The following is a 24159-nucleotide window of genomic DNA, read 5'->3' as shown; positions in this document are numbered from 1 at the left end:
GATTTATAAATCTGTTTTATTTTCTACTTTATTGTAAAGCGGGTTTCATTCCCAGTTCTTTCAAATGTTTGAAATGAGCAACAACAGCTGCTGTCATTGTTTTGTATTCGTAATATGGAAGCTGACATTCTTTGGCTGTTTCCTTAACGATTTTTGCAATTTTTCCATAATGCACGTGACTGATGTGTGGAAAAATATGATGCTCAATCTGATGGTTTAATCCTCCCGTGTACCAGTTTACGATTTTGTTTTTTGGAGCAAAATTAACGGTGGTGTACAATTGATGAATCGCCCAAGTATTTTCCATTTCGCCTTCTTCGTTGGGTACAGGATTAGCGGCTTCATCAACAACATGAGCCAATTGGAATACAATACTCAAAATCAATCCAGCTGTATAATGCATTACGAAAAAACCAACCAAAACTTTCCACCACACTATCCCAAGAACCATTGGTAAAACCATCCAAATGGCTAAATAAATTATTTTAGTTATAATTAAAGTTGTCCAAAGAATTTTGGGGCTTTTTGGTTCGCCATAAGACAATTTTCTTTTAATGTAATTGCTCATTTGCTTAAAATCAGTCGTAATTGCCCAATTGAAAGTCAATAAACCATATAAAAAAACCGCATAATATTGTTGGTACTTGTGAAATTTATGCCATTCTGCTTCTTTAGAGAAACGCATAATTCTTCCTGCTTCCAAGTCTTCGTCGTGACCAATGATGTTGGTGTAAGTATGATGTAAAACGTTGTGTTGTACTTGCCAATTGTGGACGTTTCCTGCCAAAACATAAATCGTTCCGCCCATGAATTTATTTACCCAGCTTTTGGTCGAATACGAACCGTGATTGGCGTCGTGCATTACATTCATTCCGATTCCAGCCATTCCAACTCCCATAACAAAGGTCAAAAGAAGGTGCGCCCAAAACGGCATTGGTAAAGTAAGTATCAAAAAATAAGGCACAAGAAAAACGGTAAAAAGAATTACAGTCTTCAAATGGATTTTCCAATTGCCAGTTTTTGGTATGTTGTTTTCTTTGAAGTAGCTGTTCACTCGAGAGTTAAGCGTTCTAAAAAACTTTAGACTGTCTTGCTTTGCAAATGTAGGAGCAACGTTGTTCATGGTTAATTTTAAATAGCCAGCAAATATAATTATTTAAATTTTTTCAATCTCTTAATTTGAGTTAAATATTCAAAACTAAAAACTGTACTTTTGTTAAAATTTAAAAAGATGGATGAGATTCTAAAACATTTCCCTTATTTAACTGATATTCAAAAAGAACAGTTCGAAAAACTGGATTTTTTATACCACGATTGGAATGCCAAAATCAACGTTATTTCCCGAAAAGATATTGACGAATTATACACCAAACACATTTTGCATTCGTTAGGAATTGCCAAAGTTGTCAAATTCGAACCAGGAACTTACGTTTTAGACGTTGGAACTGGGGGAGGATTTCCGGGAATTCCATTAGCAATTCTTTTTCCGGAAACTCGTTTTTACCTTATTGATGTGATTGCCAAAAAAATAAAAGTCGTTCAGGCTGTTGCCGAGGCGTTGGAACTCAAAAATGTAAAAGCCGAACAAAAAAGAGCTGAATTGGTAAAAGGTGATTTCGATTTTATCGTGAGTCGTGCAGTGACCAATATGCCTGATTTTGTTTCTTGGATAAAAACCAAAATCAAGAAACAAAACAAACACGAACTCAAAAATGGAATTCTCTATCTGAAAGGTGGTGATTTGACCGAAGAATTAAAAGATTTTCCAAAAGCAACCGAATATAATTTAGCCGATTTTTTCGAAGATGAATTTTTTGAAACCAAGAAAGTAGTGCATTTGCCTTTGAAATTTGTAGCTAATTAGTCTTAAGTAGAAGGATATAAAGTTGAAATGGGAACTATGGCAAACAAGGTAAAATCATTCTGTTTTTTACTGATACTATTTTTATCAGCAAATGCTAATTCACAAAAAACAGATACAGGAAATTGGTTTCTGTATTTCGGGAATCAAAAAATAAACGATCGATGGAATTTTCACAACGAAGTGCAATATCGCAACTTTAATTTTGCTGGTGATTTGGAGCAATTATTATTAAGAACAGGAATTGGTTATAATTTGACTGAAAATAATAATAATCTTTTGTTGGGATATGCTTACGTTCATTCAGAGCCTTATATAGCAGGTACGAATGATAAATTCAGTACAAATGAACACCGAGTCTTTCAGCAATTTATAACCAAACAACAATTTGGTAGCGTAAATATTCAGCACCGTTATCGTTTTGAACAACGCTTTATTGAGGAAGATTTTAAGATGCGTCTGCGTTATTTTCTTTCTTTAAATGTTCCAATTAATAAAAAAATAATGGAGAAGAATGCTATTTATCTTTCAGCTTATAATGAAATTTTTATTAATACGAAGTCCAATTATTTTGATAGAGATCGTATTTATGGGGGTCTTGGCTACTGTTTCAATAAAAACTTTAAGATGGAAACAGGTCTAATGTCACAAATTCAGCAAAATTCCAGCAGAACTCAATTTCAAATTATGTTTTTTAATAATTTGCCTTTTTAGGTGCTTAATTCAGATAAAAAAATAAAAACCCACAAAAGAATTCAAATAAACTTCAATTCTTGTGGGTTTTTAAATTTCCAACTTCGTATGTCTAACCTCGTACCTCGAAAACTATTCTCCCAAAAACGGATACCTATAATCTTCTGGTGTAACAAAAACTTCTTTGATATTTCTTGGCGAAACCCAACGCAATAAATTCATTGCCGAACCTGCTTTGTCATTGGTTCCTGATGCTCTGGCTCCACCAAAAGGTTGCATTCCTACAATAGCTCCCGTTGGTTTGTCGTTGATGTATAAATTTCCTGCGGCATTTTGTAAAGCGACTGTTGCTTCTTCGATGGCGTAACGGTCTTTACTGAAAATGGCACCAGTTAAAGCATATTCAGAAGTATTGTCAATAAGTTTTAAAGTAGCTTCCCATTGGTCGTCTTCGTAAACGAAAAGGGTTAGAATTGGTCCGAATAATTCGGTTTCCATGGTAACATAATTTGGATTTGTGGTTACAATTATGGTTGGTTCAATAAAATAACCAACGGATTTATCATAGTTCCCACCAACGATAATCTCGATATCAGAATCTTTCTTGGCTTGGTCGATATACTTTGCCAATTTATCAAAAGAACCTTCGTGAATTACGGCGGTAATAAAATTGCCAAAATCTTCTGGCGATCCCATTTTCATCGATTTGACATCCGTAATTAATTGTTGTTTGACTTCCGTCCAAAGACTTTTCGGGATGTACGCTCTAGAAGCAGCAGAACATTTTTGCCCTTGAAATTCGAAAGCGCCACGAATGAGTCCTGTAACCACTTGTTTTACATTAGCACTTGGATGCGCTACAACAAAATCTTTTCCGCCTGTTTCGCCCACAATTCTTGGATAGGTTTTATAGTGGTGAATATTGGATCCAATTTTTGCCCAAATATCTTTGAATACGTGAGTAGAACCTGTAAAATGAACTCCGGCCAAATCACGGCTTTCAATAATCGTATCGGTAATTATCAAAGCATCTCCAAAAACTACGTTGATAACACCATCAGGAAGTCCAGCTTCTTTAAAAATATCAATAATAATTTTTGCAGAAAAAACTTGGCTGTCGCTAGGTTTCCAAATCACAACATTTCCCATCATAGCAGCACTTGCTGGAAGATTGGCAGCAATAGCTGTAAAATTAAAAGGCGTAATAGCATACACAAAACCTTCCAGCGGACGGTATTCTAATCTATTCCAGACATCGGAAGTAGATTTGGGCTGGTCGCTGTATATTTGTGTCATAAATTCCACATTATAACGCAAGAAATCTATGAATTCGCAGGCAGCATCAATTTCGGCTTGATAAATATTTTTGGATTGCCCAATCATGGTTGCAGCATTTATTTGGGCTCTGTAAGGTCCGGCAATCAATTCGGCAGCTTTCAGGAAAATGGCAGCTCGTTGTTCCCAAGCCATACTAGCCCATTTTGTTTTGGAATCCAAGGCGTTAGCAATCGCTTTTTCGATATGGGATTTTTCGGCAAGATGATAAACACCTACGATGTGTTTGTGGTCGTGAGGTGGGGTAATATTTCGGGTGTTTCCAGTTCTAATTTCTTCACTTCCAATATAGAGTGGAACATCTATTTGAGCCTTCCACATTTGTTGGTAAGCGGTAAGAACAGCTTTTTTTTCTGGAGAATTTGGAGCGTATGATTTTACAGGCTCGTTTATGGCTTTTGGTACATTAAAAAATCCTTTGAGCATATCTTTTGAATTTAAGAATTAGAAAATACAATCGTTATTTCATACTAACAAAAGTACAAAGGATTGTTTGAAAAGGAATGAATTATGATTGAGTTTGAGAAAACTTTAATTCAAAGCAAAAGGAGCACACAAACGAAAGGTTGGTACAATTACTTTGAAACTTTTGGTAGTGGTGAAATTGACCATATTAAAAAAACCTTTCATCGCGCCATAAGGTGAAGAAAGCAGACAGCCTGAATTGTAAGTGTGAGATTCGCCTGGCCTTAAAACTGGTTTTTTACCAATTACACCTTCACCATCTACAATTTCTCTGTTGTTTAGCGAATCAAAAATTTCCCAATGACGAGATACTAATTGTACAGAATCTTTACTGTGGTTTTCGATGGTGATTTCATAACTAAAGGCAAAATGAATTTTATAGTTTTTGAAGTAAGTGCCTTCAAAACTAGTTAAAACAGATATTTTGATACCTCTTGTTATTTGTGAAACCATAGTAATGCAGTACTAATGAGTTGAATATATCGCAAATTTACAAAAAAATGGGTTTGCTTTGCTGTTTTTTAAAAATGTTTTTTTAATTCGAAATTATGCTTGAATTTGCTGTAGCTTTTCCAATAACGCGTTCGTAGCGATCATTATTTTGACGATAATAAACCAAAATAGTATAATCATTTTCGGTTTGCCAAAAATTACCGTCAATGGCTTTTTCGCCATCAATAGTGCCTTTGTCATCAGCAATTTGGTATTGATAATTGGTAAATCCTTGTTTGATCAAAACTGCCTTTTCGTAAGTATTTGTTTTGGCATTAAAATCCAATTTGTATTCAGGCGATAGGCTGTAATTATTGAACATCCCAGTAACATAAATACTTTTTTTAGACATAAATGCTGGTGCAGAAAGGCTGAAATAAACCCAAGCATAATCGGCTTCAATTTCATTTCTTACACCACGGATATTTCTTGTTACAAAGTTTCCGTTGGCATCAGGGTTTAAAGTATATGGAAAATTAGCTCTAGCATTGTTGGTATATAAGTGAGTATTGTAAATTCCGGTACCTGAATCTATTCGAGAGATAGTATTGCCAGCGGCTCGAATATCGTTATTGTCAAAATATAAAAATTCGTTTCCAGCCCAAAATTGAGTTTGCGTATCGTATTTATAAATTAATTCATTACCAATAGTATATTGAGGAGCAATATTTTTTATAGCTGAATTCATTTGTCCGTTTTGAAACAAAACTACTTTTATGTTTTTTAATGGGTTTTGAAAAGTTATCGCCTGCGATTGTATCGAAAATTCAATATTGTGTTTGGAATCCAAATAGTTAGCGGTTCTGGCACGGCGAATTTGCATAGGAATCGTAACTACGTTTTCATAGAGAATAAATTTTCTAGAAAGCACAATATCTTTGTGCTCGTCCAAAATTTTCAGCATATAATTGCCGCTAATAAGGAGTTGGGTGAACTGGTTAGGAATGGGTAATTGATAATGCGAATAGGTTTGTAAAGTATTAAATGAATTCTCGTATTGCTGAATTCTTTGTCCGTCGAAACCTTTTAAATAGTCGGTTTTTGGAATTTCGGTGGGTTTCCAATTGTAGTCACAATGAACGATTTCGTAATAATAGTTGGCTTCGTTACCAAACAAATCGTCAAATTGAAATTGGAATCCTTCACCTAATTCAAAAACAGGAATCACATTATTGTTGTTTTGAATAAAAGCTGCTGTTTTGATATTATAAGGAGGCGCAACTTCTGTTTCTGTTTGTGCAACAGCCGAAGTAACCATAAAAATCAAAAGTAATTTTCGAAAAAAGGAAGCCACCATAGTATCGTAATTGTTGAATGGTAAATATAACGAAATATGTTTTGCTAAATTATTTTCGAATAAAACTTGGCTGAATTTTAAGTTATTTATAACAAACTGGAATAATTTCGCCTTGGGCTAAACAATATTTTTCGACCAATTCAGGAGCGATTTTATTAGTGTAATCTTCTTCGATTACGGTAAAACCAATGCTTCTCAATTTATCAAAATAATCACGTCCATAAATCCGAACGTGGTCATATTGCCCGAATATTTTGGCACGCTCTTTTTGATCGGTAATGGAATCGTCAGCAAAAGTTACATCTCTTTTCAAGTCTTGCGGAATTTGAAGAATTGCCATTCCACCAGGTTTCAAAACTCGGAATAATTCCTGCATCGCTTTTGTATCGTCTGGAATGTGTTCTAAAACGTGGTTGCATAAAATCACATCGTATTGATTGTCTTCAAAAGGTAAATTACAAATGTCCGCTTTTACATCTGCCAAAGGCGAAAACAAATCGGTTGTGGTATAATCCAAGTTTTTTTGCTTGCGGAACATTTTATAAAAAGCTTGTTCAGGTGCAAAATGCAATACTTTTTTTGGAGCGGTAAAAAAATCAGTTTGCTCGTTGAGATATAACCACAACAAACGATGTCTTTCTAGGGACAGTGTACTTGGCGAAAGTACATTATTACGTTGTTTTTCATACCCATAAGGCAACATCGATTTGAAACTTTTTCCGTCGATAGGATCTGTGAATTTGGTTCCTTTTAATGAAAAAGCAATAATTGGTCGCGCTACATAACTCAAACGAATTAATAGTGGACGAGGAATGGTATTGAGGATGAGTTTGAAAAGTTTTTTCATATTTATTTCGCAAAGTCACACAAAGGGAATCACAGAGATTCGCCGAGTTTTAAAGACTTGAATTTATAAATCGTTTTATATTGTTTCTTAAAATTTTAGAATTATAATTGATTAATAATCCCAAAGGGTAATTTCCTAATTTTAAATAGGTAAGTAGTTGTGCAAAATGAACTGAAGTAAAATTTTCTACAGTTTTTAATTCAATAACTAATTTGTCTTCAATAAGTAAATCAATTCTGTATCCTTGATCGAGTTGTATTTCTTTATAAATTATTGGAAGAGTTATTTCTTTTTCAACTTTTAACCCTGCTTTTTTAATTTCATAAAACAAACATTGTTGATATGCTGATTCCAAAAGACCTGGTCCTAATTGACGATGAACTTCAATTGCTAATCCTATAATTTTATATGAAAGTGCATTTAATTCTTCACTTATTTCTAAATTGTCGTTAACCATAATACTTTTGAGTTTTTGTGAATCTTTGAGTAAACTTTGCGAATCTTCGCGAAATTATTTAAAGTACCAAAGGCACTTTTCTAAACTCATCTTCCTCATTACTTTCAATTCCTAAAGCCTGATAAATGTATTTGAAAGTCGATAAAATCTCTGGTTTTCCGTCAATGATAGCCACATCGTGTTCGAAATGCGCAGATGGTTTTCCGTCGGCAGTTAGAATTGTCCAACCGTCTTTGAGTTGCTTGATGTTTCGGGTTCCCATATTAATCATCGGTTCAATGGCTACAACCATTCCTTCGACAAATAATTTTCCACGACCTCTTTTACCATAATTCGGCATTTCGGGATCTTCGTGCATTTTTTGACCTACACCGTGACCTACTAATTCTCGAACCACGCCATAACCGTGTGCTTCGGTGTATTTTTGGATAGCATTACCTACATCTTCCACGCGGTTTCCGATTTTTAATTCACGAATTCCTACGTATAAAGATTCTTTGGTAACACGCAATAATTTTTTAACATCCTCGGCTACTTCGCCAATCTCGAAAGAATAAGCATGGTCACCATGAAATCCATTTTTGAATGCACCGCAATCTACCGAAATCACATCGCCACTTTCTAGTGGTTTGTTGTTTGGGATTCCGTGTACGACTTGTGCATTTGGACTCATGCAAAGTGAGTTAGGGAAACCATACAGTCCGAGAAAACTTGGAACAGCTCCGTGATCACGAATGAATTCTTCGGCTAATTTATCTAAATGTAAAGTGGTTACTCCGGGTTTGATTTCGGAAGCAATCATTCCTAATGTTTTGGATACGATTAAGGCACTTTCACGCATTAATTCTATTTCTTCTCTTGTTTTTTGGATTATCATTTTCGTAAAATAAGGCGCAAAAATACAATTTTTAAAATTATTTAATCCAAATTGGCCATTATTTTAAAGAGCTCGGAGTTGGAGATAAAATATCGGTTTTCTAAAGCAATTTTCGAAAGTTGGGCACTTACTAAATTGTTTTCGCGAGTATTGATTAAAAACAAAGAGCTTTCTCCAAAAGAGAATAATCTTTCTTCAGAATTTAACATCATCGAATTGTCTTGAGCTAAACTTTTTACTAATTCTTTTTGTTTTAATAAAGATTCAATTTCCATTTTTTGAGCATTGATTTTATTGGTCAATTGCACTTTTTCTAGACTCAAGGCAAATTCCGTTTCTTGTATTTTATATTTTGCTAATTTCAAGCCACCACGTTCTTTGCGAAGAAATAAAGGGAAATAAAAATCCAAACCAATTTTGTAATTTTCAAATTGATACTGGTCAAAATAGCTAGGTTCAGATAAATAAGAATAGCCAATGTCAATTTTTGGAAGGAGCATGTTGGCTTTTAGTTTTTTGTCCACATTTAAAATGTCGATTTTGCTTTGCAAGGCATTAATTTTTGGATGATTGGTAATCGAAAAATCAGCATTTAGTAAATCGTTTGTTTTTAAGGTTTCTTGAATCGTAAATTCTAGTTCTGTTTCTGGAATCAGTTCGTCTGACAATTCCAATGGGATATTGTTTTCTAACCAAATAAAATTAGATAGTTCTAATTTGGCTTTGGCCAATTTTAGCTGGGCATCAATCAGATTTAGTGTTCGGTTTTTTACAATTATTCCTGCTTCGATACTATCAATTGCGGGTTTGTCGCCTTGCTGGATTAAATTTTTAATTCCTTTGAATCTAATTTGTGCATTTTTATTATACTGCTCATACAAAATCACTTCATCAAAGCTTTTTTTCCAATTAAAGTAGGCTACAGAGGCATCATACAAAATTGCAACGGCTTGAAGTTTTCTTTCGGCTTGGCTCAATTGAATTTGCATTTTAGCTTTTCGAACATCGGCCATTCTTTGATTGATTAATAATCCTTGTCCTAGCGGAACTGTTATTCCTAACGAAGTTGAACCTTGGTTTGGAAGCGTGTTTTGAGGGTTTAAATATACGCCTTCACTGTTGTCAAAACCTGCTTTTATCTCTACTCCGTACCAAGTAGGGATTTTGAAACTGCTGTTCAGGATAGAGTAATATTCTTTGTCTTTAAATTGTTTTTCGCTAAAATCTACTTCTATTTTTGGATCGAATCCACCTCTTGCCATCATCAAATTGGCTTGCGCTTTACTAATTTCTAAATTAGCATTTTTGACCAATGGATGGTATTTTTTTACGTAGCCCAAAAATTCATTGTAATCAAATTCCTTTGATACAACATTTTGTGCTGCTGCCGATGCAATACATAAGAAAACTAAAAATAGCTGTTTCATTATTTTTTGTCTTTTGTTGTTTTTGTTGTTGGTTTGTAATAGTTAGGAGGGAATCCGTTTAGGGTTCTCCATAATTCAAACCAAACTGGAACATTGTCTAGTAAAGCGATGGTTTGTGCTCCAGCACCGATACTCAATTGTTTAGGCCATTTGTGTTCGTTTTTGTCAGGAGCAATTAATACTCTGTATTTTCCGTTTTCGCTAATAAAGTTTTCGATAGCAACAATTTCGCCACCAAAAGTTCCGTATGACATATTGGGCCATCCAGAAAATACAATAGCAGGCCATCCATCAAACCAAATTCTAACTTTTTCTCCCTTGGTAATCAACGGAAGATCAATAGGATTAACAAAGGTTTCTACTGCAATATCATATTCTGATGGCATTATGGTTGCGATGGGCGTTCCTTCTTTAATCGTTTCGCCAATACCAGATTGTAAAGCTCTATTGATGTAGCCATTTTGTGAGGCTTTGATGTAGTACATTCCGTTGCGGATGCTGTAATTGGTGTATTGATTTTGAAGTTTGTTTACTTGAGCATCAGTGTCAAATTGACTACTCAAAGCGGTGAATTTATCACTATTGGCTTTCGAAACTTTTTCGGCATATTCGGCTCCAATTCGGTTTATTTCTACCTTGGCATTAATCAATTCGTTTTTACTGGTCAAGTATTTGTTTTCTTGGGTTATGATTTTGGCTTCAACTTCTTGTAGCTTTAGTCTTTTTTCTTCGACATCAGTTAGCGGTTTTAGTCCTTCTTTGTTCAGTTGAACTGAACGATTGTATTGAGTATTGGCAATTCGTAATTGTGTTTTTACAGCAATTAAATCAATACTATCACTCTTTATTTTTAATACAGATTGTTTGATTTTATTTTCTGCTTGTTCTAGTTTTAATGTTTTTTCTCTTTCGATAGCTTGAATTTGACCTGAAAGGGTAGTTACTTTTGAACCATAGGATTCCAATGATTGTTTTTTGGCGTCCATTTGGTTTTTAGTATTGGCTACTAAATTAGGATCCATATAGTCTTCTTTTATTTCAGAAATAAATAAGATAGTATCACCTTTTTTGACAAAATCACCTTCTTGGACATACCATTTTTCAATTCGCCCCGAAATAACACTTTGTATGGATTGTGGCCTTTGGTTTGGTTTCAAGGTAGTGACACTTCCTGTTCCTGAAATGGTTTGTGTCCAAGGTAGGAAAAAAGATGCAAAAGCTATGATAGAAACTCCTGCGATAATTTGATTTAAAATTTTGTAATGAGGCCTGTTGCTTAAGTTTTTTACTGTTACAAAGCGTTCTAAAGTTGGTAACTTTGTTTTATTGTCAGATATATTTAGCATGATTATTTAGTTTTTGAATCCAGTTGAATTGTTCCGTTTTGCATAATGATATTTCTATTGCATTTGGTTTTCCAATATGGATTTTTAGATGAAACAATAATGGTCCATTTGTTTTTTTCTGAAGTGATGAAGTCGATAATTTCATTGGCTACTTTTTCGTCCATTTTATTTGTAGGGTCTTCATAAAATAAAATTTTCGGTCTATGGATGATACTTCTCGCCAAAAGTACTTTTTGTGCATTAGAAGAAGATAATTGTTTTCCTTCTGGATAAACTCTTGTCTGTAGTCCTTTGGGTAACGATTTTATAAAAGTTGAAAGTTGTACGCCTTCAATGGCCCATTTTAAATCTTCGGTACTTATGTTTTTGTCATTAAATGTAATGTTTTCTAGTAGTGTTCCTTCAAAAGGAGTTTCGCCGTGGGTAATGCTTCCTATTTGAGAGCGATATTGTTTCAGATTTATTTTTTTGAATGTGTCGTCATTAATAAAAAAGGAACCAGATGTTTTTTGGATTAATCCTGATAAAATTCGAATTAGCGAAGTTTTGCCAGAGCCATTTTCTCCCTCAATTACTATTTTTTCTCCTTGTTCAATTTTTAATGTTATGGATTTTAGAATTTCAGTATCTGAATCAGGGAATTTGAAAGAGAGGTTTTCTGTTTCTATGGTAATATTAGCATAACAAGTATCGCTGTCAAATGTGTTTTCTTCTTCTAACTCCATATCTGTAACTTGTCCTATTTTTTCAATAGAAGTTAGAACGTCATAAAAAGTTTCTAGACCAAATATTATTTTTTCAGAAGAATTGATAACTAGCAAAATAATGATTTCTGCCGCAACAAATTGACCAATATTCATCTCTTGCGACAGTACTAAAAATCCACCAATTAATAGTAAGCTGGCTGTGATTATAATTTTAAAAATAATCAATTGTATGAATTGACTCTTGATTACATTGAAGTGTTTTTCTCTGTAATTTAGATAATCAGCAACTAAATTATTGTTTTTTTGAAGACCATAATTGTAGTTGAGTTCATTTCTAAAACTAAAATTATTTCTAGCAATTTCTTGTAACCAGCTGGCTACTTTATATTTGAACTTTGACTCCTTTAAGCTCGTTTCTAATCCTGATATATAAGAAAACTTGAAAATGAAGTATAAAAAACAAAACAATAAAATTCCGAAAATAATAAAATAAGGATGGTATAACGACAGTAAAATCAAGCCAAATACTATTTGTAAAAGTGCTGCCGAAAAATCAATTAGTAATTTTGATGTTCCTTTTTGAATGCTAATAGTATCAAAAAAACGATTGGCTAACTCTGGCGGATAGTTGTTGTAGAGCTGGCTTGTTTTTATTTTTGGTAAACGAGCTCCAAAATCAAATGAGGCACGAACAAATATTTTTTGCTGTAAATTTTCGGTGATGCGCAATTGCATTAATGATAAGATTCCCACCAAGGCAACCCCGAAAACTACTAAAATAATTAAAACAATCCATGATGCACTTACTCTTCCTGATTGTATTAAGTTGGTAATTGCTTGAATTCCAAGAGGAAGTGATAAGCTTATTATTCCAGCAAAAATGGCATAGAAAAATATTTGAGACACATCTCTTTTGTCTAGTTTGAGTAAGTTGAAAAAACGTCTTAAAGGAGTCATATTATTCTTTTTTTTTGGTAAAGTTAACCTAAAATATTTTCGGTAATGTTAAGATAAAAGTCAGTTGTTCCTGTAGGTTCGTTACAATTTGTAATCGATTTTAGATGTTCTGTTAGAAAATGCTGATGCAAGCTTCCTTGAACTATTGTCGAAACCAAGGATTTAGCATAAGGATAATCAGGGTTTACCTCATTTACTATGCTTACCATCCTATTGATTACTCTTTTGTAAATGGCAAAGAAACCTTCTTTATTTTCTTGATCCACTTCTTTAGTTTGCAATGTTTTTGTAAATTCAGCAATGATTATTTTACCCAAAATAGCTTCGTTTATATGAGCTGTAGTTTGATCATCTAGAGCTTTCTCTGTAACTACAATTATGGCTCTTTTTAGGCGTTCTTTTGGGTCGTCAATATTAGTTGTTTTGAATATCATTTTGTATTCGATCCAGCTCCAATACCAAGAACATAAATAGACCAGTAATTTGTGTTTGTTTTCAAAGTAACGATAAATAGAGCTTTCGTTAGAGCCTATTCTTTCTCCCAGTTTTTTGAAAGTAAAAGTATCAAAACCAATTTCATCAATTAAAAGCACACTTTCTTGCACAATTTTTTTGCCTAAAACAGAGGTTTCAGGATCTTTTACATATATTTTTTCATTGACTTTAATTTGTATAGTCGATAAAAATGATTGCATGTTGGTTGTTTTAATTGCAAAACTAATAGTAATACTTTTAAAAATATTTTTTTTAACTAATGTTTAAGTAATATTTATAATTTGTTAAAGGAGTAAAAAAACAAAAGCCACTTCAAATTAAATTGATGTGGCTTTCAAAAATTATAGGTTGTGATTTTACAACAACGAATGTCTGGTCATAGCTTCGGGCTGTTCAACACCCATCAAGGCTAAAATGGTTGGCGCCATATCACCTAAAACACCATCATGAATTTCTTTTAATTCGTTATCCACTAAAATCAGCGGAACAGGATTTGTCGTGTGAGCCGTATTTGGGCTTCCGTCAGGGTTAATCATTGTTTCGCAGTTTCCGTGATCGGCAATTACTAATGTGGTGTAACCATTGGCCAAGGCCACAGTAATCACTTTTTCGGCACATTTATCAACCGCTTCACAAGCTTTGATTGCTGCTTGCATATCTCCAGTATGTCCTACCATATCTCCATTGGCAAAATTCAGACAAACAAAATCAACTTCGCCTTTTTCTAATTCAGGAACCAAAGCATCGGCTAATTCAAAAGCACTCATTTCGGGTTGCAAATCGTAGGTTGCTACTTTTGGAGAGTTTTTCAGGATTCGGCTTTCGCCAATGAATGGTAATTCTCTACCACCCGAAAAGAAGAAGGTTACGTGAGGATATTTCTCTGTTTCGGCAATTCTGATTTGTTTTTTGCCTGCTTTTTCCAAGACTTCACCAAGGGTTTCTGTAATGTTGTCTTTGTTATAAACAACTTTTACGTTTTGATAGGTTTCATCATAATTGGTCAGCGTAACATAGTACAAATTCAATTTGTGCATATTTTGCTCGTGGAAATCTTGTTGCGATAAAGCTTCGGTCAATTCACGTCCTCTGTCGGTTCTAAAGTTGAAGAAAATAACCACATCATCTTCTTTTATCGTTGCCAATGGTTGGTCGTTGTCGTCAACGGCAATAATTGGGTCAATAAATTCGTCGGTTTTGTTGTTGGCGTAACTTTCTTGAATGTTCGCCACTGGATTTTTTGAATGTGTTCCAGTTCCGTTTACCAACAAATCATAAGCAATTTTTACTCTTTCCCAACGTTTGTCACGATCCATGGCGTAATATCTTCCCACTACCGAAGCAATTTTTACAGAAGTATTTGCAATATAATCTTCTAAATTTTGGATATAAGTCGCTCCAGATTTTGGATCCACATCACGACCATCAGTAAAGGCGTGAACGAATACTTTTTCTAATCCATATTCTTGAGTAGCGTCAATCAAACCTCTTAAATGTGAGGTGTGTGAATGCACTCCACCGTCAGATACTAATCCTAAAAAGTGAACATTTACGTTTTTGTCTTTAGCATAGTTAAAGGCATCCACCAATACTTGTTCTTTGGCTAAAGTGCTATTGGCTACCGCCAAATTAATTTTTGCTAAATCTTGATACACAATTCTTCCTGCACCAAGGTTCATGTGTCCTACCTCGGAATTTCCCATTTGTCCTTCTGGTAAACCTACGTTCAAACCATCAGTTCGAAGTTGAGCTACTGGATATTTGGTGTATAAACTATTGATAAAAGGAATGTTGGCGTTGTCTATTGCAGAAACTTTTGGGTCAGGAGAATTTCCCCAACCGTCCAGAATCATAAGGATTACTTTTTTGTTCATTTTGATTAGTTTTTTTGCAAAGATAAAGCATTTCTGAAATTTGAAGTGCTTCTGAATTACTATTGTATTTTTTTTGATTTGAGTGTAAAAAAATAATAATCATATTAAAGAAATATACAATTACTATAATAAATTCATTTTTAGTGTTTCCTTTTTATGGAGTTATAGTCAATGTAATAACGCAAACTCACAGAAAGAATATTAGTTAAGTTGCTTTTGAAAAGATTATCTAAATTTTTTTGTGAATTTTTTTGAACCAAATCACTGTCTTCTACGGCATAATTTCGATATAAAATGGCAAGTTCGCTTCCTGGAGCAAACCACCAAGAGTAAGAGAAATCTAAATTCCAAGAGTTGAAATTTCTGTTTTTGTTTTCAGCATAAATGCTGTTTGGGTTTAAGTGACCATTGTTTTGTAGAGTCAAATACTTATTGTTTTCGGAATACGACCAATAATAACGAGCAGTAAGATTGAAGTTCATTTTGTTGGTAATGGCATATTTTCCTGTAAAGTAATTTTCGAATATTTCTCGATTGCGTTGTCCAAAAATAATATCAGTATTGTCAAAATCTATCCATCCTCTGTCGTTGGTCATTCGGGTGTAAAGGAAGTTGTTACTTAAAGAAAATTTGTCGTTAAATCGGTATTTCAAACCTCCATATATTCGATAAATATTTCTGTTTTGTTCGTCAAATTGTTCTGTTGATAATTCTAGTTCATAGTGGAAAGGTCTGGTTTCGTCTGAATAAAATTGCCCATAAAAAATAATGCTTTTTGGGATGTAAACAAATCTTCCGTAGATGCGTGGTTCGTAAAAATCGTATCTATTCAAAGGATTAATTTGTGTAAAAAATTCAAAATAATGATTTTTTACAGTAGTTCCCTTTGTTGTTAATTGATACCAAGCCTCTTGGATTTTTCCAGTAGTATTGTCTATATCAGTATTGATGTTTTGTGTGATGTTGAGTGTGTTAAATGTTTTGTTAGATTTTAATATTCGATAGCTGTTTTCGCCGTAAAATGAATGATAATTGTTATAGAAAATAATTCCTAAATCGTTAATATCATAATTTTTAGATATGTATTTTGTTGCAAATAAATACCTGTATTTTCCGCTAGTTTTAGCAAAATTTATTGCTGCTTTATAACCGCTATAATCTTCGATGTCATTGATGTAGCTGTTTTTAAAATCGCCAAACAGGTTATAAGTATTTGCTTTGGTATTCAAATTGAATAAAATTGCAGAAACATTAGCGTCCCGAAAATCTCCATTCCGCAAGGTATTTGTGTTGACAAATGAAACTGAAGAATTTTGATTGAATCGTTGGTCTAGAACTAAAACATTATAACTAGTCAAAGGCTCGACTACTTCTTTTCTAGAGGTGTTTGTAGTGGTATTTGTGATGGTGGCAAATGTTTTTTCGGTAACGGCGTTCAAAATTCCAATACCAAGTCCTTTTTCTGTTCGTCCAGAAACTTTTACGGCATTTATTAAATCAACAGTATTTGGGAAATTTGTAATTTCTTCATTAGGGTTTAATTCTTCTTCCAGTAAAATACTGTTCTTACTTGGAGTTCCACCAATTCTTCTGGAATAAAATAATCCCCCTTTAGAAAACAAATCAGTTGCTTCTGTAAAAAAAGGTCTATTTTCGTTAAGTTGCTGTTCAAAAGGTTCTAGATTCAGAATAGCATTGTCAAATTTAGTTTGACCAAAATCTGGAATCAAAATGGCATCTAAAGTGAATGAATCATTTATGCCATATTTAATATCCATTCCTGCTTTAAAGGTCTTATCGGAAGTAATTTTGTCTTGCTGATAATATCCAGAGGTGTATGGAATTAAAAAAAGGCGAGTAGGAGTATCTATGTTTTTGATGCCTTCTAGAATTCCTTCTTGAGTAATGATGGCGCCAATTTTATTATCTACATGATTCCAAGTGTATTTTTGAAAGTCTCTTTTTATTTCGCGGGTAAAGTTAAGTCCCCAAGTTTGTTTCTCCGCTTTAGAGAAACGTAATGCAGCATAAGGGATTTTCATTTCTACAACCCATCCATAGTTGGTTATCGTTACTTCGCTATTCCAGATGGCGTCCCAACTAAAATCTTCATTATTTTCTGTTGCTAAACAATCCATTTGTACTCCTGCAGCACTAACATAAAATCTATAATCTTGTTGACCGTCATTAAAACCATTAATCGATACTGAAAAATGATCTGAAATCCCAAACACATCTCGATTGGTTAATTCTTTTGAAATTCTATTTGGTTGATCGTCATGTAGTTCGGCTAGTATGTAGATGGCTGTATTGTCATAAAGAAGTTTTACTTCTGTTTTTTTTGTTTCGCTTATGGGTTTTCCATTATCAGGCTCAAACATAACAAAATCAGTGGCTATTGGAGCTGATTTCCAAGCCTCTTCATTATTTTTTCCATCAATAGTAATATTTTCTAAAGTTGATTTTGTTTGAAGTATTTTTTTTTGTCCAAAAGAACTGAAATAAAAAAAAATCAAAATAATTAGAATTGAAGGTTTAAGCTTCGGCATATATTATGATTACGGTTGAGCAAAAATAGTTAATTTAACACAAAAAGCAAGAAATTTAGGGTTTAAATAACTGTCTTTCAGGTTTTAATTTTTGCTTTAAATCCTATTTTTTTCTTAAATTTTTTTTATCAAAGAGTTTCTATTGTATATTTACGCCCCCAAGTTTTAAGTGTAATTAAAATAAAGTCAATGATTTATAAGATATTCCCCGTTATTTTATTTTCGTTCTTTTTGATTTTTTCTAACCCTGAAGTTTACTCTACCCCTGAAACTTCAATCAAAAATCAAACAGCTATCCAGATAAAACCTACTTTCGATTCAAAAGAAGATTCCATTTACAGATCCTTAAATTCCAATAATTTTGATTTGCCTAGCCTTGAAGGTTTCAAGGAAGCTTTGAAAGGTTTTTATTCCTTGAAAGAGAAAGGAATAATTCAAAAAGACATTTTAACTTTAGTCGATTTTAGTTTGTCGTCTAATGTAAAAAGGCTTTGGGTAATTGATATGAGTACAAACACCATTTTGTATAATTCCCTGGTAGCACATGGTCGAAATACTGGTGAGGAGTTCGCTAACAGTTTTTCCAATGCCAATAGCTCCTTCAAAAGCAGTTTAGGTTTTTATGCAACTGGCGAAATTTATAAAGGCAAGCATGGTATGTCTTTAAAACTGGATGGTTTAGAAAAAGGGGTCAATAATAATGCTAGAGAAAGAGGAGTAGTTATTCATTCTGCGGATTATGTGTCTAATGAGTTTATCAAATGCAACAAAAGATTGGGTAGGAGTCAAGGTTGTCCAGCAATTCCAAAAGAGGTTTTGAATAATATTGTCAATACAATAAAAAATAAATCGTGTTTGTTTATTTACCATCCCTCAAGAAGTTTTCAAGAAGTTTTGGCTTCTGTTTCTTAAATTTTGGACATAATAAATAATGATATTGGTTTTAAGTGAAATAATGTATTGATTAAAAAAGAGTCGAGGGGTAACAATTTAGTTTTAAAATGGTTACAAACGAGTTTCTGTTTTAGTGAAAAAAATCAAAAAAAAATTTGCAAATAAACGGAATGATTGCCTATATTTGCACCGCAGTAATGCGAAAGTAGCTCAGTTGGTAGAGCTCCAGCCTTCCAAGCTGGTTGTCGCGAGTTCGAGCCTCGTCTTTCGCTCTAAAACCTCAAACGAAAGTATGGGGTTTTTATTTGTTTTTTTGAAAGCAAATTAAAATTTATATTCTGCGAAAGTAGCTCAGTTGGTAGAGCTCCAGCCTTCCAAGCTGGTTGTCGCGAGTTCGAGCCTCGTCTTTCGCTCAAAACCTCAAACGAAAGTTTGAGGTTTTTTTATTTTAAATCACTCAAGTCGGTTCCGCTTTCTATTTCGACAGCCGTTTGATTCGCTCTAAAAAGACGAGCGGTCAAATTGCCTTTCAAAGTTATCATATCTCCTTTTACATCGAGCCAGCTTCCTTCTTTTAAGCCTAAAACAGGAATGTTGTTGAATGCGTGAAATTCATTTATTCTCATTTCGCGAGTTTCTCCCATGTGCTTGGATTCAATATCTGCGTCAATATAATGTGGATTCAAGTCAAAAGGAACCAATCCTAATGTTTGAAAACTGGGCGGATACACAATAGGCATATCATTAGTAGTTTGCATCGATAGTCCGCAAATGTTGCTTCCAGCACTTGTTCCTAAATAGGGAATTCCATTTTTGACTGCATTTGCTAGAACAGTCATCGTTTTGGTTTTGTATAATTGGTCAACTAATACAAAAGTATTGCCACCACCAGTAAAAATCCCTTCGGCATTAGTTATGGCTGCAGTATAATCTTCAAATTCGTGAATGCCTTTTACTTTTTTATTTATTTTGGAAAAAGCCAAAGCTGCTAATGAGGTGTATTCGTCATAAGAAATACCACTTGGTCTGGCAAACGGAATAAATAAAATCGTTTGACAATGCTCAAAATGAATACTTAATTCGGGTAATAAATACTCTAAATATTTCTCTCCGTAAAGAGTTGATGTGCTGGCAATAAGAATGCTTTTCATATTTGATGAATAATTTTGGTTAAAGATAATACAATCAAGATTTTTAATTAACATATTTTTACCAAGTCCTTAATACTTAATTTGGAAGTCATTGCGATACTTTTACATTCTGAAATCTCTTTAATGAAACTAAAAATAGGCCTGTTTTTCTTTATATTAGTCAATTCTATCTTGGCTCAAGAAACAGTAAAAACTGTTTTGAAAGGTAAAATTAATGCCAATGCGATTGATTTAGAAGGTATTTATGTAATTAATTTAAGAACAGAAAAATCTACCATAACTGAAAATGATGGCAGCTTTTCTATTGTAGCAATTCCAGGAGATACTCTTTTATTTTCTTCCATGCAATTGAAAGAAGTTCGGATTGTTTTGAAGGCGGAAGATTTTCAAGGAGAGTTATTTTTGGTAAAAATGGAGTCTAATATTACTCAATTAAAGGAAGTTGTTGTCAAAAGATACAATGCTATAAATGCTGTTGCATTGGGAATTTCATCACCAGGAATGTTACATCGAACTGATGCCGAAAGAAAATTATACACGGCTCAATCAACAAGAGGAGATGCTCTTTTGAACGCAATTTCAGGTAGAACGGCAATGCTCAAAAAAGAAATAGTAGTAGAGAGCAAATTGTCTTTTATAAATCAGTTAGACAATATGTTTTCAGAAGATTTTTTCAGGAATAAGTTGAAAATTCCTTTAGAATATATCAAAGGATTTCAGTTTTATGTAGTAGAAAACACTGCGTTTACGAGAGTGTTAAAGACAAAAAACAAAACCAGTATCGAATTTTTGATGATTGAATTAGCTGACAAATACAATAAAATAATTGCGAGTGAAAAGTAAAATTACATTCTTTATTTTGTTTTTATGGAGTCAAATTAGTTTTGGTCAAACTGCTGGTGAGAAATTAATTCATGGAAAAATAATAGTCGAATCAGGAAATGCTACTGGAGTTACTGTTGTTAATTTAGTGAACGAAAAAAGTACGATAACTGACCAAAATGGGGAGTTTTATATTTTGGCGAAAGCCGATGATTTATTGGTTTTTTCTTCTGTTAATTTGGAATATTACCGAAGAATCATCGAAGAAAAAGATTTGAAAGCAGTGATTTTAAATATAAAAATGACAGCAAAAACTACAGAACTCGACGAAGTAATTATTGATAAACATCCTGAAATTAATGCTGTCGATTTAGGAATTTCGCCTAAAGGAATCAAGCAAAGAACCCAAATGGAAAGGAGATTGTACACCGCTGGAGATTTCAAACCCATTCATTTACTTGGACTTTTGGCTGGTTCGCTAGATGTGGATGCTTTGTTAAATTCTATTAATGGTCGAACAGCGATGACAAAAAAACTAATAGAACTTGAAAAGAAAATGGTTTTGTTAGAAAATACAGAAAATCTTTTTGCAGAGGAATATTACGTTAATACGCTCAAAATACCTTCGGATTATATCAAAGGTTTTCAATATTATATCCTAGATGATGAAAATTTTGTCACGGTTTTGAAAACGAAAAACAAATCGAAAATAGAATTCGAGATGGTAGGATTAGCAGAAAAATATAATGCCATCATTTTGAGCGAAAAATGATGAAATAATTCAAATTTCGTTAATTAATTATTAATTAAAATATTTTGAAAGCCAACATCTTTGTAACTTTGTCACTTAAAAAATAGATTATGTTTGGAATAGGCGGAGGCGAATTAATTTTTATTTTGTTTGTTATTCTAATGCTTTTTGGTTCTGATAAAGTGCCAGATATCGCACGTACTATGGGAAAAGCGATGGCACAACTCAAGAATGCCACAAACGATATTAAAAGTGAAATCCAAAAAGGAGCCGAAGATAATGGTTTCGATAAAAAGTCTTTAGGAGATTTAACTGGTAATATTACTTCCGAAATTGATAGTGTAAAATCCAGTCTGACGGGCAGTACAAATCCATTTAGTGGTGTTTCGGAAACTCTAACTTCAGAAGTTAGTCAAGCTAAAAATATACTATCGGATAGTACAACTTCACAAGTTGATCAACTTCAAGAAGAAATTGAAGATGCTATTGGTCCAATTAAACGAAAAATGTAATGTTGGATAAAATTTTATCTCTCGACACTCAATTATTTGTTTTTTTAAACGGTTTAGGTTCTGAAACTTTTGATGGACTTTGGTTGTTTATCACGAAGCAATCCAATTGGACACCGCTTTTTTTACTACTATTGTATGTAATCTATAGGAAAATAGGAGGCAAGCAAACGGTGTATATGATTTTGTTTATTGCGGTTCTGTTATTTTTTACCGATCAAATTACAAACTTGGTCAAAAATGGTTTTCAAAGACTTCGTCCATGTAATAATCCTGAAATAAATTCTTTTATTCGAATAGTACAAGCTAGAAAATCCTTTAGTTTTTTCTCTGGTCACGCTGCAAATTCTATGGCTGCTGCTACATTTATATATTTTGTATTAAGAGAAAAAATACAATATTTTGGATTCCTGTTTTTGTGGCCTTTAATCTTCGCTTACAGCCGAATATATCTCGGATTGCATTATCCAGGTGATATAATTACAGGTTATTTATTTGGTGCTTTTTTTGGTTTTTTGATGTTCAAATTGTACCAAATAACACAAAACAAATATTTTCCCGTTTAATTTATAAAACCCTAGAAACCGTCAATCCATCACGAATGGGCAATAAAACAGTTTCTACTCTTGGATCATTTTTTAATAATAGATTGTATTCCAGTAGTATTTTAGTACTAACATCTTTTGGATTCAAAGGCTCTACCACTTTTCCGCTCCATAAAACATTATCCGAAAGAATAATACCGCCTTTGTTCATTTTCGGAACAATCAATTCAAAATAATTGATGTAATTTTCTTTGTCGGCATCAATAAAAACTAAATCGAATTTCATGTCTAAAGTCGGAATAATATCCACAGCTTCGCCAAGGTGCTGTGTAATTTGATTTCCCCAAGGCGATTTGTCAAAATGTTTTCTTTGAAAATCAACTAATTCTTCTTTGATGTCAATAGTATGAAGAGATCCGTTTTCCTGCATGCCTTCGCACAAACACAACGCCGAATAGCCAGTGTAAGTGCCAATTTCAAGAATATTTACTGGGCGAATCAGTTTAGACAGCATACTCAAAACACGTCCTTGAAAATGTCCGCTCAACATTCGTGGCAACAAAATTTTTTGATAGGTTTCTTTGTTTAAAGCAGCTAAAAATTCTGGTTCTCTTTCAGAATGTTGCTCGATATAGTTTTCTAGTTCTTGGGAAATGAAGTGCATTTTTTTAATTTTTGTCAAAGTTATCAAATTATCAAATGTACACACGAGCATTTATGCGAATTGATGAAATAAATCAACAAATAGTCATTAAATTTGCACCATGCAAATCGAGAAAAAAGACATACGAGCCTTATCCAAAGAACAATTACGTGATTTTTTTGTAGCCAATGGCGATAAATCTTTTCGTGGCAACCAAGTCTATGAATGGTTGTGGAGCAAAGGCGCCCATAGTTTTGAAGATATGACCAATGTGGCGAAAGCGACTCGTTCTATGCTCGAAGAAAACTTCGTTATCAATCATATCAAGGTAGATATGATGCAACGAAGTGAAGACGGAACGGTGAAAAATGCAGTTCGGTTACACGATGGTTTGGTGGTCGAAAGTGTTTTGATTCCAACAGATACCCGAACAACGGCTTGTGTTTCTAGTCAAGTGGGTTGCAGTTTGGATTGTAATTTTTGTGCTACAGCTCGATTAAAAAGAATGCGAAATCTAGAACCTGCCGAAATTTACGATCAGGTAATTGCTATTGATAAAGAAAGTCGTTTGTACTATAATCATCCTTTGTCGAATATTGTTTTTATGGGAATGGGCGAGCCATTGATGAATTACAATAATGTGATGAAAGCTATTGAGATGATAACTTCTCCCGAAGGCTTGGGAATGTCTCCAAAACGCATTATGGTTTCTACTTCTGGAATTCCAAAAATGATTAAGAAAATGGCAGACGATGAGGTGAAATTCAAATTGGCTGTTTCTTTACATTCGGCAATTGATGAAATTCGCTCCCGAATAATGCCTTTTAGTGAAAACTTTCCTCTGAAAGATTTAAGAGAAGCTTTGGAATATTGGTACCGAAAAACTAAAAGTAAAGTTTCATACGAATATGTGGTTTGGAAAGGAATCAATGACAATAAAGCTTCTATTGATGCCTTGGTTAAATTTTGTAAATATGTCCCCTGTAAAGTCAATTTAATTGAATATAATCCTATTGATGACGGAGAGTTTCAACAAGCTTCGGAAGAATCAATTAATGAGTATATAAAAGCATTACAAGTAATAGATGTTGTAGTAAAAGTAAGAAGAAGTCGAGGAAAAGACATTGATGCCGCTTGTGGTCAATTGGCCAATAAAGAAGCTTAA

General features: G+C 33.5%; 23 protein-coding genes and 2 tRNA genes. 10 read left to right on the top strand and 15 right to left on the bottom strand.

What is annotated here, in order from left to right:
- Positions 1–28 precede the first annotated feature (28 nt).
- Entirely contained in the window at positions 29–1123 is a 1095-nt protein-coding gene (locus tag OZP15_RS14885; protein WP_269226252.1) for a fatty acid desaturase family protein, read from the bottom strand.
- Positions 1124–1231: 108 nt separating this feature from the next.
- On the opposite strand from OZP15_RS14885, the gene rsmG reads away from it, so the two are divergent.
- Together rsmG and OZP15_RS14875 are read left to right on the top strand one after the other, a co-directional pair.
- Positions 1232–1864 (top strand): 16S rRNA (guanine(527)-N(7))-methyltransferase RsmG, encoded by a 633-nt coding sequence (rsmG, locus tag OZP15_RS14880; RefSeq protein WP_281336526.1) that lies wholly within the window; start codon positions 1232–1234, stop codon positions 1862–1864.
- Positions 1865–1900: 36 nt separating this feature from the next.
- Positions 1901–2575, top strand: a complete 675-nt coding sequence (locus OZP15_RS14875; RefSeq protein WP_269226251.1) for a DUF2490 domain-containing protein — start codon at positions 1901–1903, stop codon at positions 2573–2575.
- Between the two features lie 111 nt (positions 2576–2686).
- Here OZP15_RS14875 and pruA read toward each other — a convergent pair whose 3' ends face one another.
- The 12 genes from pruA to OZP15_RS14815 form a co-directional block, all read right to left on the bottom strand.
- Positions 2687–4315 (bottom strand): L-glutamate gamma-semialdehyde dehydrogenase, encoded by a 1629-nt coding sequence (gene pruA, locus OZP15_RS14870; RefSeq protein ID WP_281336525.1) that lies wholly within the window; start codon positions 4313–4315, stop codon positions 2687–2689.
- Between the two features lie 105 nt (positions 4316–4420).
- Positions 4421–4807, bottom strand: a complete 387-nt coding sequence (gene apaG / locus OZP15_RS14865; RefSeq protein WP_281336524.1) for a Co2+/Mg2+ efflux protein ApaG — start codon at positions 4805–4807, stop codon at positions 4421–4423.
- Between the two features lie 82 nt (positions 4808–4889).
- Positions 4890–6143 carry a type IX secretion system plug protein gene (locus tag OZP15_RS14860; RefSeq protein ID WP_281336523.1) on the bottom strand — a complete coding sequence of 418 codons (1254 nt, stop codon included), beginning with the start codon at positions 6141–6143 and terminating at the stop codon, positions 4890–4892.
- 82 nt (positions 6144–6225) lie between these two features.
- Positions 6226–6990 carry a class I SAM-dependent methyltransferase gene (locus tag OZP15_RS14855; RefSeq protein WP_269226250.1) on the bottom strand — a complete coding sequence of 255 codons (765 nt, stop codon included), beginning with the start codon at positions 6988–6990 and terminating at the stop codon, positions 6226–6228.
- A 49-nt stretch (positions 6991–7039) separates the two neighbouring features.
- Positions 7040–7447 (bottom strand): GxxExxY protein, encoded by a 408-nt coding sequence (locus OZP15_RS14850; protein ID WP_269226249.1) that lies wholly within the window; start codon positions 7445–7447, stop codon positions 7040–7042.
- A gap of 58 nt (positions 7448–7505) precedes the next feature.
- Positions 7506–8324 (bottom strand): type I methionyl aminopeptidase, encoded by an 819-nt coding sequence (gene map, locus OZP15_RS14845; protein ID WP_269226248.1) that lies wholly within the window; start codon positions 8322–8324, stop codon positions 7506–7508.
- 41 nt (positions 8325–8365) lie between these two features.
- Positions 8366–9751, bottom strand: a complete 1386-nt coding sequence (locus OZP15_RS14840) for a TolC family protein (RefSeq protein WP_281336522.1) — start codon at positions 9749–9751, stop codon at positions 8366–8368.
- Positions 9751–11097, bottom strand: coding sequence for an HlyD family secretion protein (locus OZP15_RS14835; RefSeq protein WP_281336521.1), 1347 nt, complete (start codon positions 11095–11097; stop codon positions 9751–9753). Before OZP15_RS14835 ends, OZP15_RS14840 begins: the two co-directional genes overlap by 1 nt.
- Positions 11098–11099: 2 nt before the next feature.
- Complete coding sequence (locus OZP15_RS14830) at positions 11100–12761, bottom strand: peptidase domain-containing ABC transporter (protein ID WP_281336520.1); 1662 nt, start codon at positions 12759–12761, stop codon at positions 11100–11102.
- Positions 12762–12784: 23 nt separating this feature from the next.
- Positions 12785–13456: a TetR/AcrR family transcriptional regulator gene (locus OZP15_RS14825; protein WP_269226247.1), complete on the bottom strand. Its 672-nt coding sequence runs from the start codon at positions 13454–13456 to the stop codon at positions 12785–12787.
- Between the two features lie 156 nt (positions 13457–13612).
- Positions 13613–15130 carry a 2,3-bisphosphoglycerate-independent phosphoglycerate mutase gene (gene gpmI / locus OZP15_RS14820; RefSeq protein WP_269226246.1) on the bottom strand — a complete coding sequence of 506 codons (1518 nt, stop codon included), beginning with the start codon at positions 15128–15130 and terminating at the stop codon, positions 13613–13615.
- A gap of 140 nt (positions 15131–15270) precedes the next feature.
- Positions 15271–17679 (bottom strand): DUF5916 domain-containing protein, encoded by a 2409-nt coding sequence (locus tag OZP15_RS14815; protein WP_281336519.1) that lies wholly within the window; start codon positions 17677–17679, stop codon positions 15271–15273.
- Positions 17680–17868: 189 nt separating this feature from the next.
- On the opposite strand from OZP15_RS14815, the gene OZP15_RS14810 reads away from it, so the two are divergent.
- From OZP15_RS14810 to OZP15_RS14800, 3 genes are all read left to right on the top strand, one after another.
- The gene (locus OZP15_RS14810; RefSeq protein WP_269226245.1) at positions 17869–18591 is read left to right on the top strand and encodes a murein L,D-transpeptidase catalytic domain family protein; all 723 of its coding nucleotides are present in this window, start codon (positions 17869–17871) and stop codon (positions 18589–18591) included.
- Between the two features lie 181 nt (positions 18592–18772).
- Positions 18773–18845, top strand: a tRNA-Gly gene (locus tag OZP15_RS14805).
- Between the two features lie 68 nt (positions 18846–18913).
- A tRNA-Gly gene (locus OZP15_RS14800) sits at positions 18914–18986 on the top strand.
- Positions 18987–19016: 30 nt separating this feature from the next.
- Here the strand turns inward: OZP15_RS14800 and pepE are convergent.
- On the bottom strand, positions 19017–19724 hold the full coding sequence (gene pepE, locus OZP15_RS14795) for a dipeptidase PepE (RefSeq protein WP_269226244.1): 708 nt from the start codon (positions 19722–19724) through the stop codon (positions 19017–19019).
- Between the two features lie 123 nt (positions 19725–19847).
- Here pepE and OZP15_RS14790 point away from each other — a divergent pair, with 123 nt between their 5' ends.
- The 4 genes from OZP15_RS14790 to OZP15_RS14775 all read left to right on the top strand — a co-directional run bounded on the left by OZP15_RS14790 (position 19848) and on the right by OZP15_RS14775 (position 22372).
- Positions 19848–20567, top strand: a complete 720-nt coding sequence (locus OZP15_RS14790; RefSeq protein WP_269226243.1) for a hypothetical protein — start codon at positions 19848–19850, stop codon at positions 20565–20567.
- Positions 20557–21318: a peptidase associated/transthyretin-like domain-containing protein gene (locus tag OZP15_RS14785; protein WP_269226242.1), complete on the top strand. Its 762-nt coding sequence runs from the start codon at positions 20557–20559 to the stop codon at positions 21316–21318. Before OZP15_RS14790 ends, OZP15_RS14785 begins: the two co-directional genes overlap by 11 nt.
- 89 nt (positions 21319–21407) lie before the next feature.
- Positions 21408–21809: a Sec-independent protein translocase subunit TatA/TatB gene (locus tag OZP15_RS14780; protein WP_269226241.1), complete on the top strand. Its 402-nt coding sequence runs from the start codon at positions 21408–21410 to the stop codon at positions 21807–21809.
- A complete protein-coding gene (locus tag OZP15_RS14775) occupies positions 21809–22372 on the top strand; it encodes a phosphatase PAP2 family protein (RefSeq protein ID WP_269226240.1) in 564 nt (187 codons plus the stop codon). The genes OZP15_RS14780 and OZP15_RS14775 overlap by 1 nt, the downstream gene beginning before the upstream one ends.
- A gap of 1 nt (position 22373) precedes the next feature.
- Here OZP15_RS14775 and OZP15_RS14770 read toward each other — a convergent pair whose 3' ends face one another.
- Complete coding sequence (locus OZP15_RS14770; RefSeq protein WP_269226239.1) at positions 22374–23015, bottom strand: O-methyltransferase; 642 nt, start codon at positions 23013–23015, stop codon at positions 22374–22376.
- A 100-nt stretch (positions 23016–23115) separates the two neighbouring features.
- Here OZP15_RS14770 and rlmN point away from each other — a divergent pair, with 100 nt between their 5' ends.
- Positions 23116–24159: a dual-specificity RNA methyltransferase RlmN gene (gene rlmN, locus OZP15_RS14765; RefSeq protein WP_269226238.1), complete on the top strand. Its 1044-nt coding sequence runs from the start codon at positions 23116–23118 to the stop codon at positions 24157–24159.

The sequence above is a fragment of the Flavobacterium eburneipallidum genome, assembly GCF_027111355.2.
In the GTDB taxonomy this organism is placed as follows: domain Bacteria; phylum Bacteroidota; class Bacteroidia; order Flavobacteriales; family Flavobacteriaceae; genus Flavobacterium; species Flavobacterium eburneipallidum.
The sequence above is the reverse complement of the archived record's forward strand: the minus strand, read 5'-3'. Positions and strand labels throughout refer to the sequence as shown.

Excerpts from the sequence above, each read along its gene's own strand:
- OZP15_RS14885 (WP_269226252.1), bottom strand. The coding sequence starts at position 1,123 with ATGAACAACGTTGCTCCTACATTTGCAAAGCAAGACAGTCTAAAGTTT.
- rsmG (WP_281336526.1), top strand. The coding sequence starts at position 1,232 with ATGGATGAGATTCTAAAACATTTCCCTTATTTAACTGATATTCAAAAA.
- OZP15_RS14875 (WP_269226251.1), top strand. The coding sequence starts at position 1,901 with ATGGCAAACAAGGTAAAATCATTCTGTTTTTTACTGATACTATTTTTA.
- pruA (WP_281336525.1), bottom strand. The coding sequence starts at position 4,315 with ATGCTCAAAGGATTTTTTAATGTACCAAAAGCCATAAACGAGCCTGTA.
- apaG (WP_281336524.1), bottom strand. The coding sequence starts at position 4,807 with ATGGTTTCACAAATAACAAGAGGTATCAAAATATCTGTTTTAACTAGT.
- OZP15_RS14860 (WP_281336523.1), bottom strand. The coding sequence starts at position 6,143 with ATGGTGGCTTCCTTTTTTCGAAAATTACTTTTGATTTTTATGGTTACT.
- OZP15_RS14855 (WP_269226250.1), bottom strand. The coding sequence starts at position 6,990 with ATGAAAAAACTTTTCAAACTCATCCTCAATACCATTCCTCGTCCACTA.
- OZP15_RS14850 (WP_269226249.1), bottom strand. The coding sequence starts at position 7,447 with ATGGTTAACGACAATTTAGAAATAAGTGAAGAATTAAATGCACTTTCA.
- map (WP_269226248.1), bottom strand. The coding sequence starts at position 8,324 with ATGATAATCCAAAAAACAAGAGAAGAAATAGAATTAATGCGTGAAAGT.
- OZP15_RS14840 (WP_281336522.1), bottom strand. The coding sequence starts at position 9,751 with ATGAAACAGCTATTTTTAGTTTTCTTATGTATTGCATCGGCAGCAGCA.
- OZP15_RS14835 (WP_281336521.1), bottom strand. The coding sequence starts at position 11,097 with ATGCTAAATATATCTGACAATAAAACAAAGTTACCAACTTTAGAACGC.
- OZP15_RS14830 (WP_281336520.1), bottom strand. The coding sequence starts at position 12,761 with ATGACTCCTTTAAGACGTTTTTTCAACTTACTCAAACTAGACAAAAGA.
- OZP15_RS14825 (WP_269226247.1), bottom strand. The coding sequence starts at position 13,456 with ATGCAATCATTTTTATCGACTATACAAATTAAAGTCAATGAAAAAATA.
- gpmI (WP_269226246.1), bottom strand. The coding sequence starts at position 15,130 with ATGAACAAAAAAGTAATCCTTATGATTCTGGACGGTTGGGGAAATTCT.
- OZP15_RS14815 (WP_281336519.1), bottom strand. The coding sequence starts at position 17,679 with ATGCCGAAGCTTAAACCTTCAATTCTAATTATTTTGATTTTTTTTTAT.
- OZP15_RS14810 (WP_269226245.1), top strand. The coding sequence starts at position 17,869 with ATGATTTATAAGATATTCCCCGTTATTTTATTTTCGTTCTTTTTGATT.
- pepE (WP_269226244.1), bottom strand. The coding sequence starts at position 19,724 with ATGAAAAGCATTCTTATTGCCAGCACATCAACTCTTTACGGAGAGAAA.
- OZP15_RS14790 (WP_269226243.1), top strand. The coding sequence starts at position 19,848 with ATGAAACTAAAAATAGGCCTGTTTTTCTTTATATTAGTCAATTCTATC.
- OZP15_RS14780 (WP_269226241.1), top strand. The coding sequence starts at position 21,408 with ATGTTTGGAATAGGCGGAGGCGAATTAATTTTTATTTTGTTTGTTATT.
- OZP15_RS14775 (WP_269226240.1), top strand. The coding sequence starts at position 21,809 with ATGTTGGATAAAATTTTATCTCTCGACACTCAATTATTTGTTTTTTTA.
- OZP15_RS14770 (WP_269226239.1), bottom strand. The coding sequence starts at position 23,015 with ATGCACTTCATTTCCCAAGAACTAGAAAACTATATCGAGCAACATTCT.
- rlmN (WP_269226238.1), top strand. The coding sequence starts at position 23,116 with ATGCAAATCGAGAAAAAAGACATACGAGCCTTATCCAAAGAACAATTA.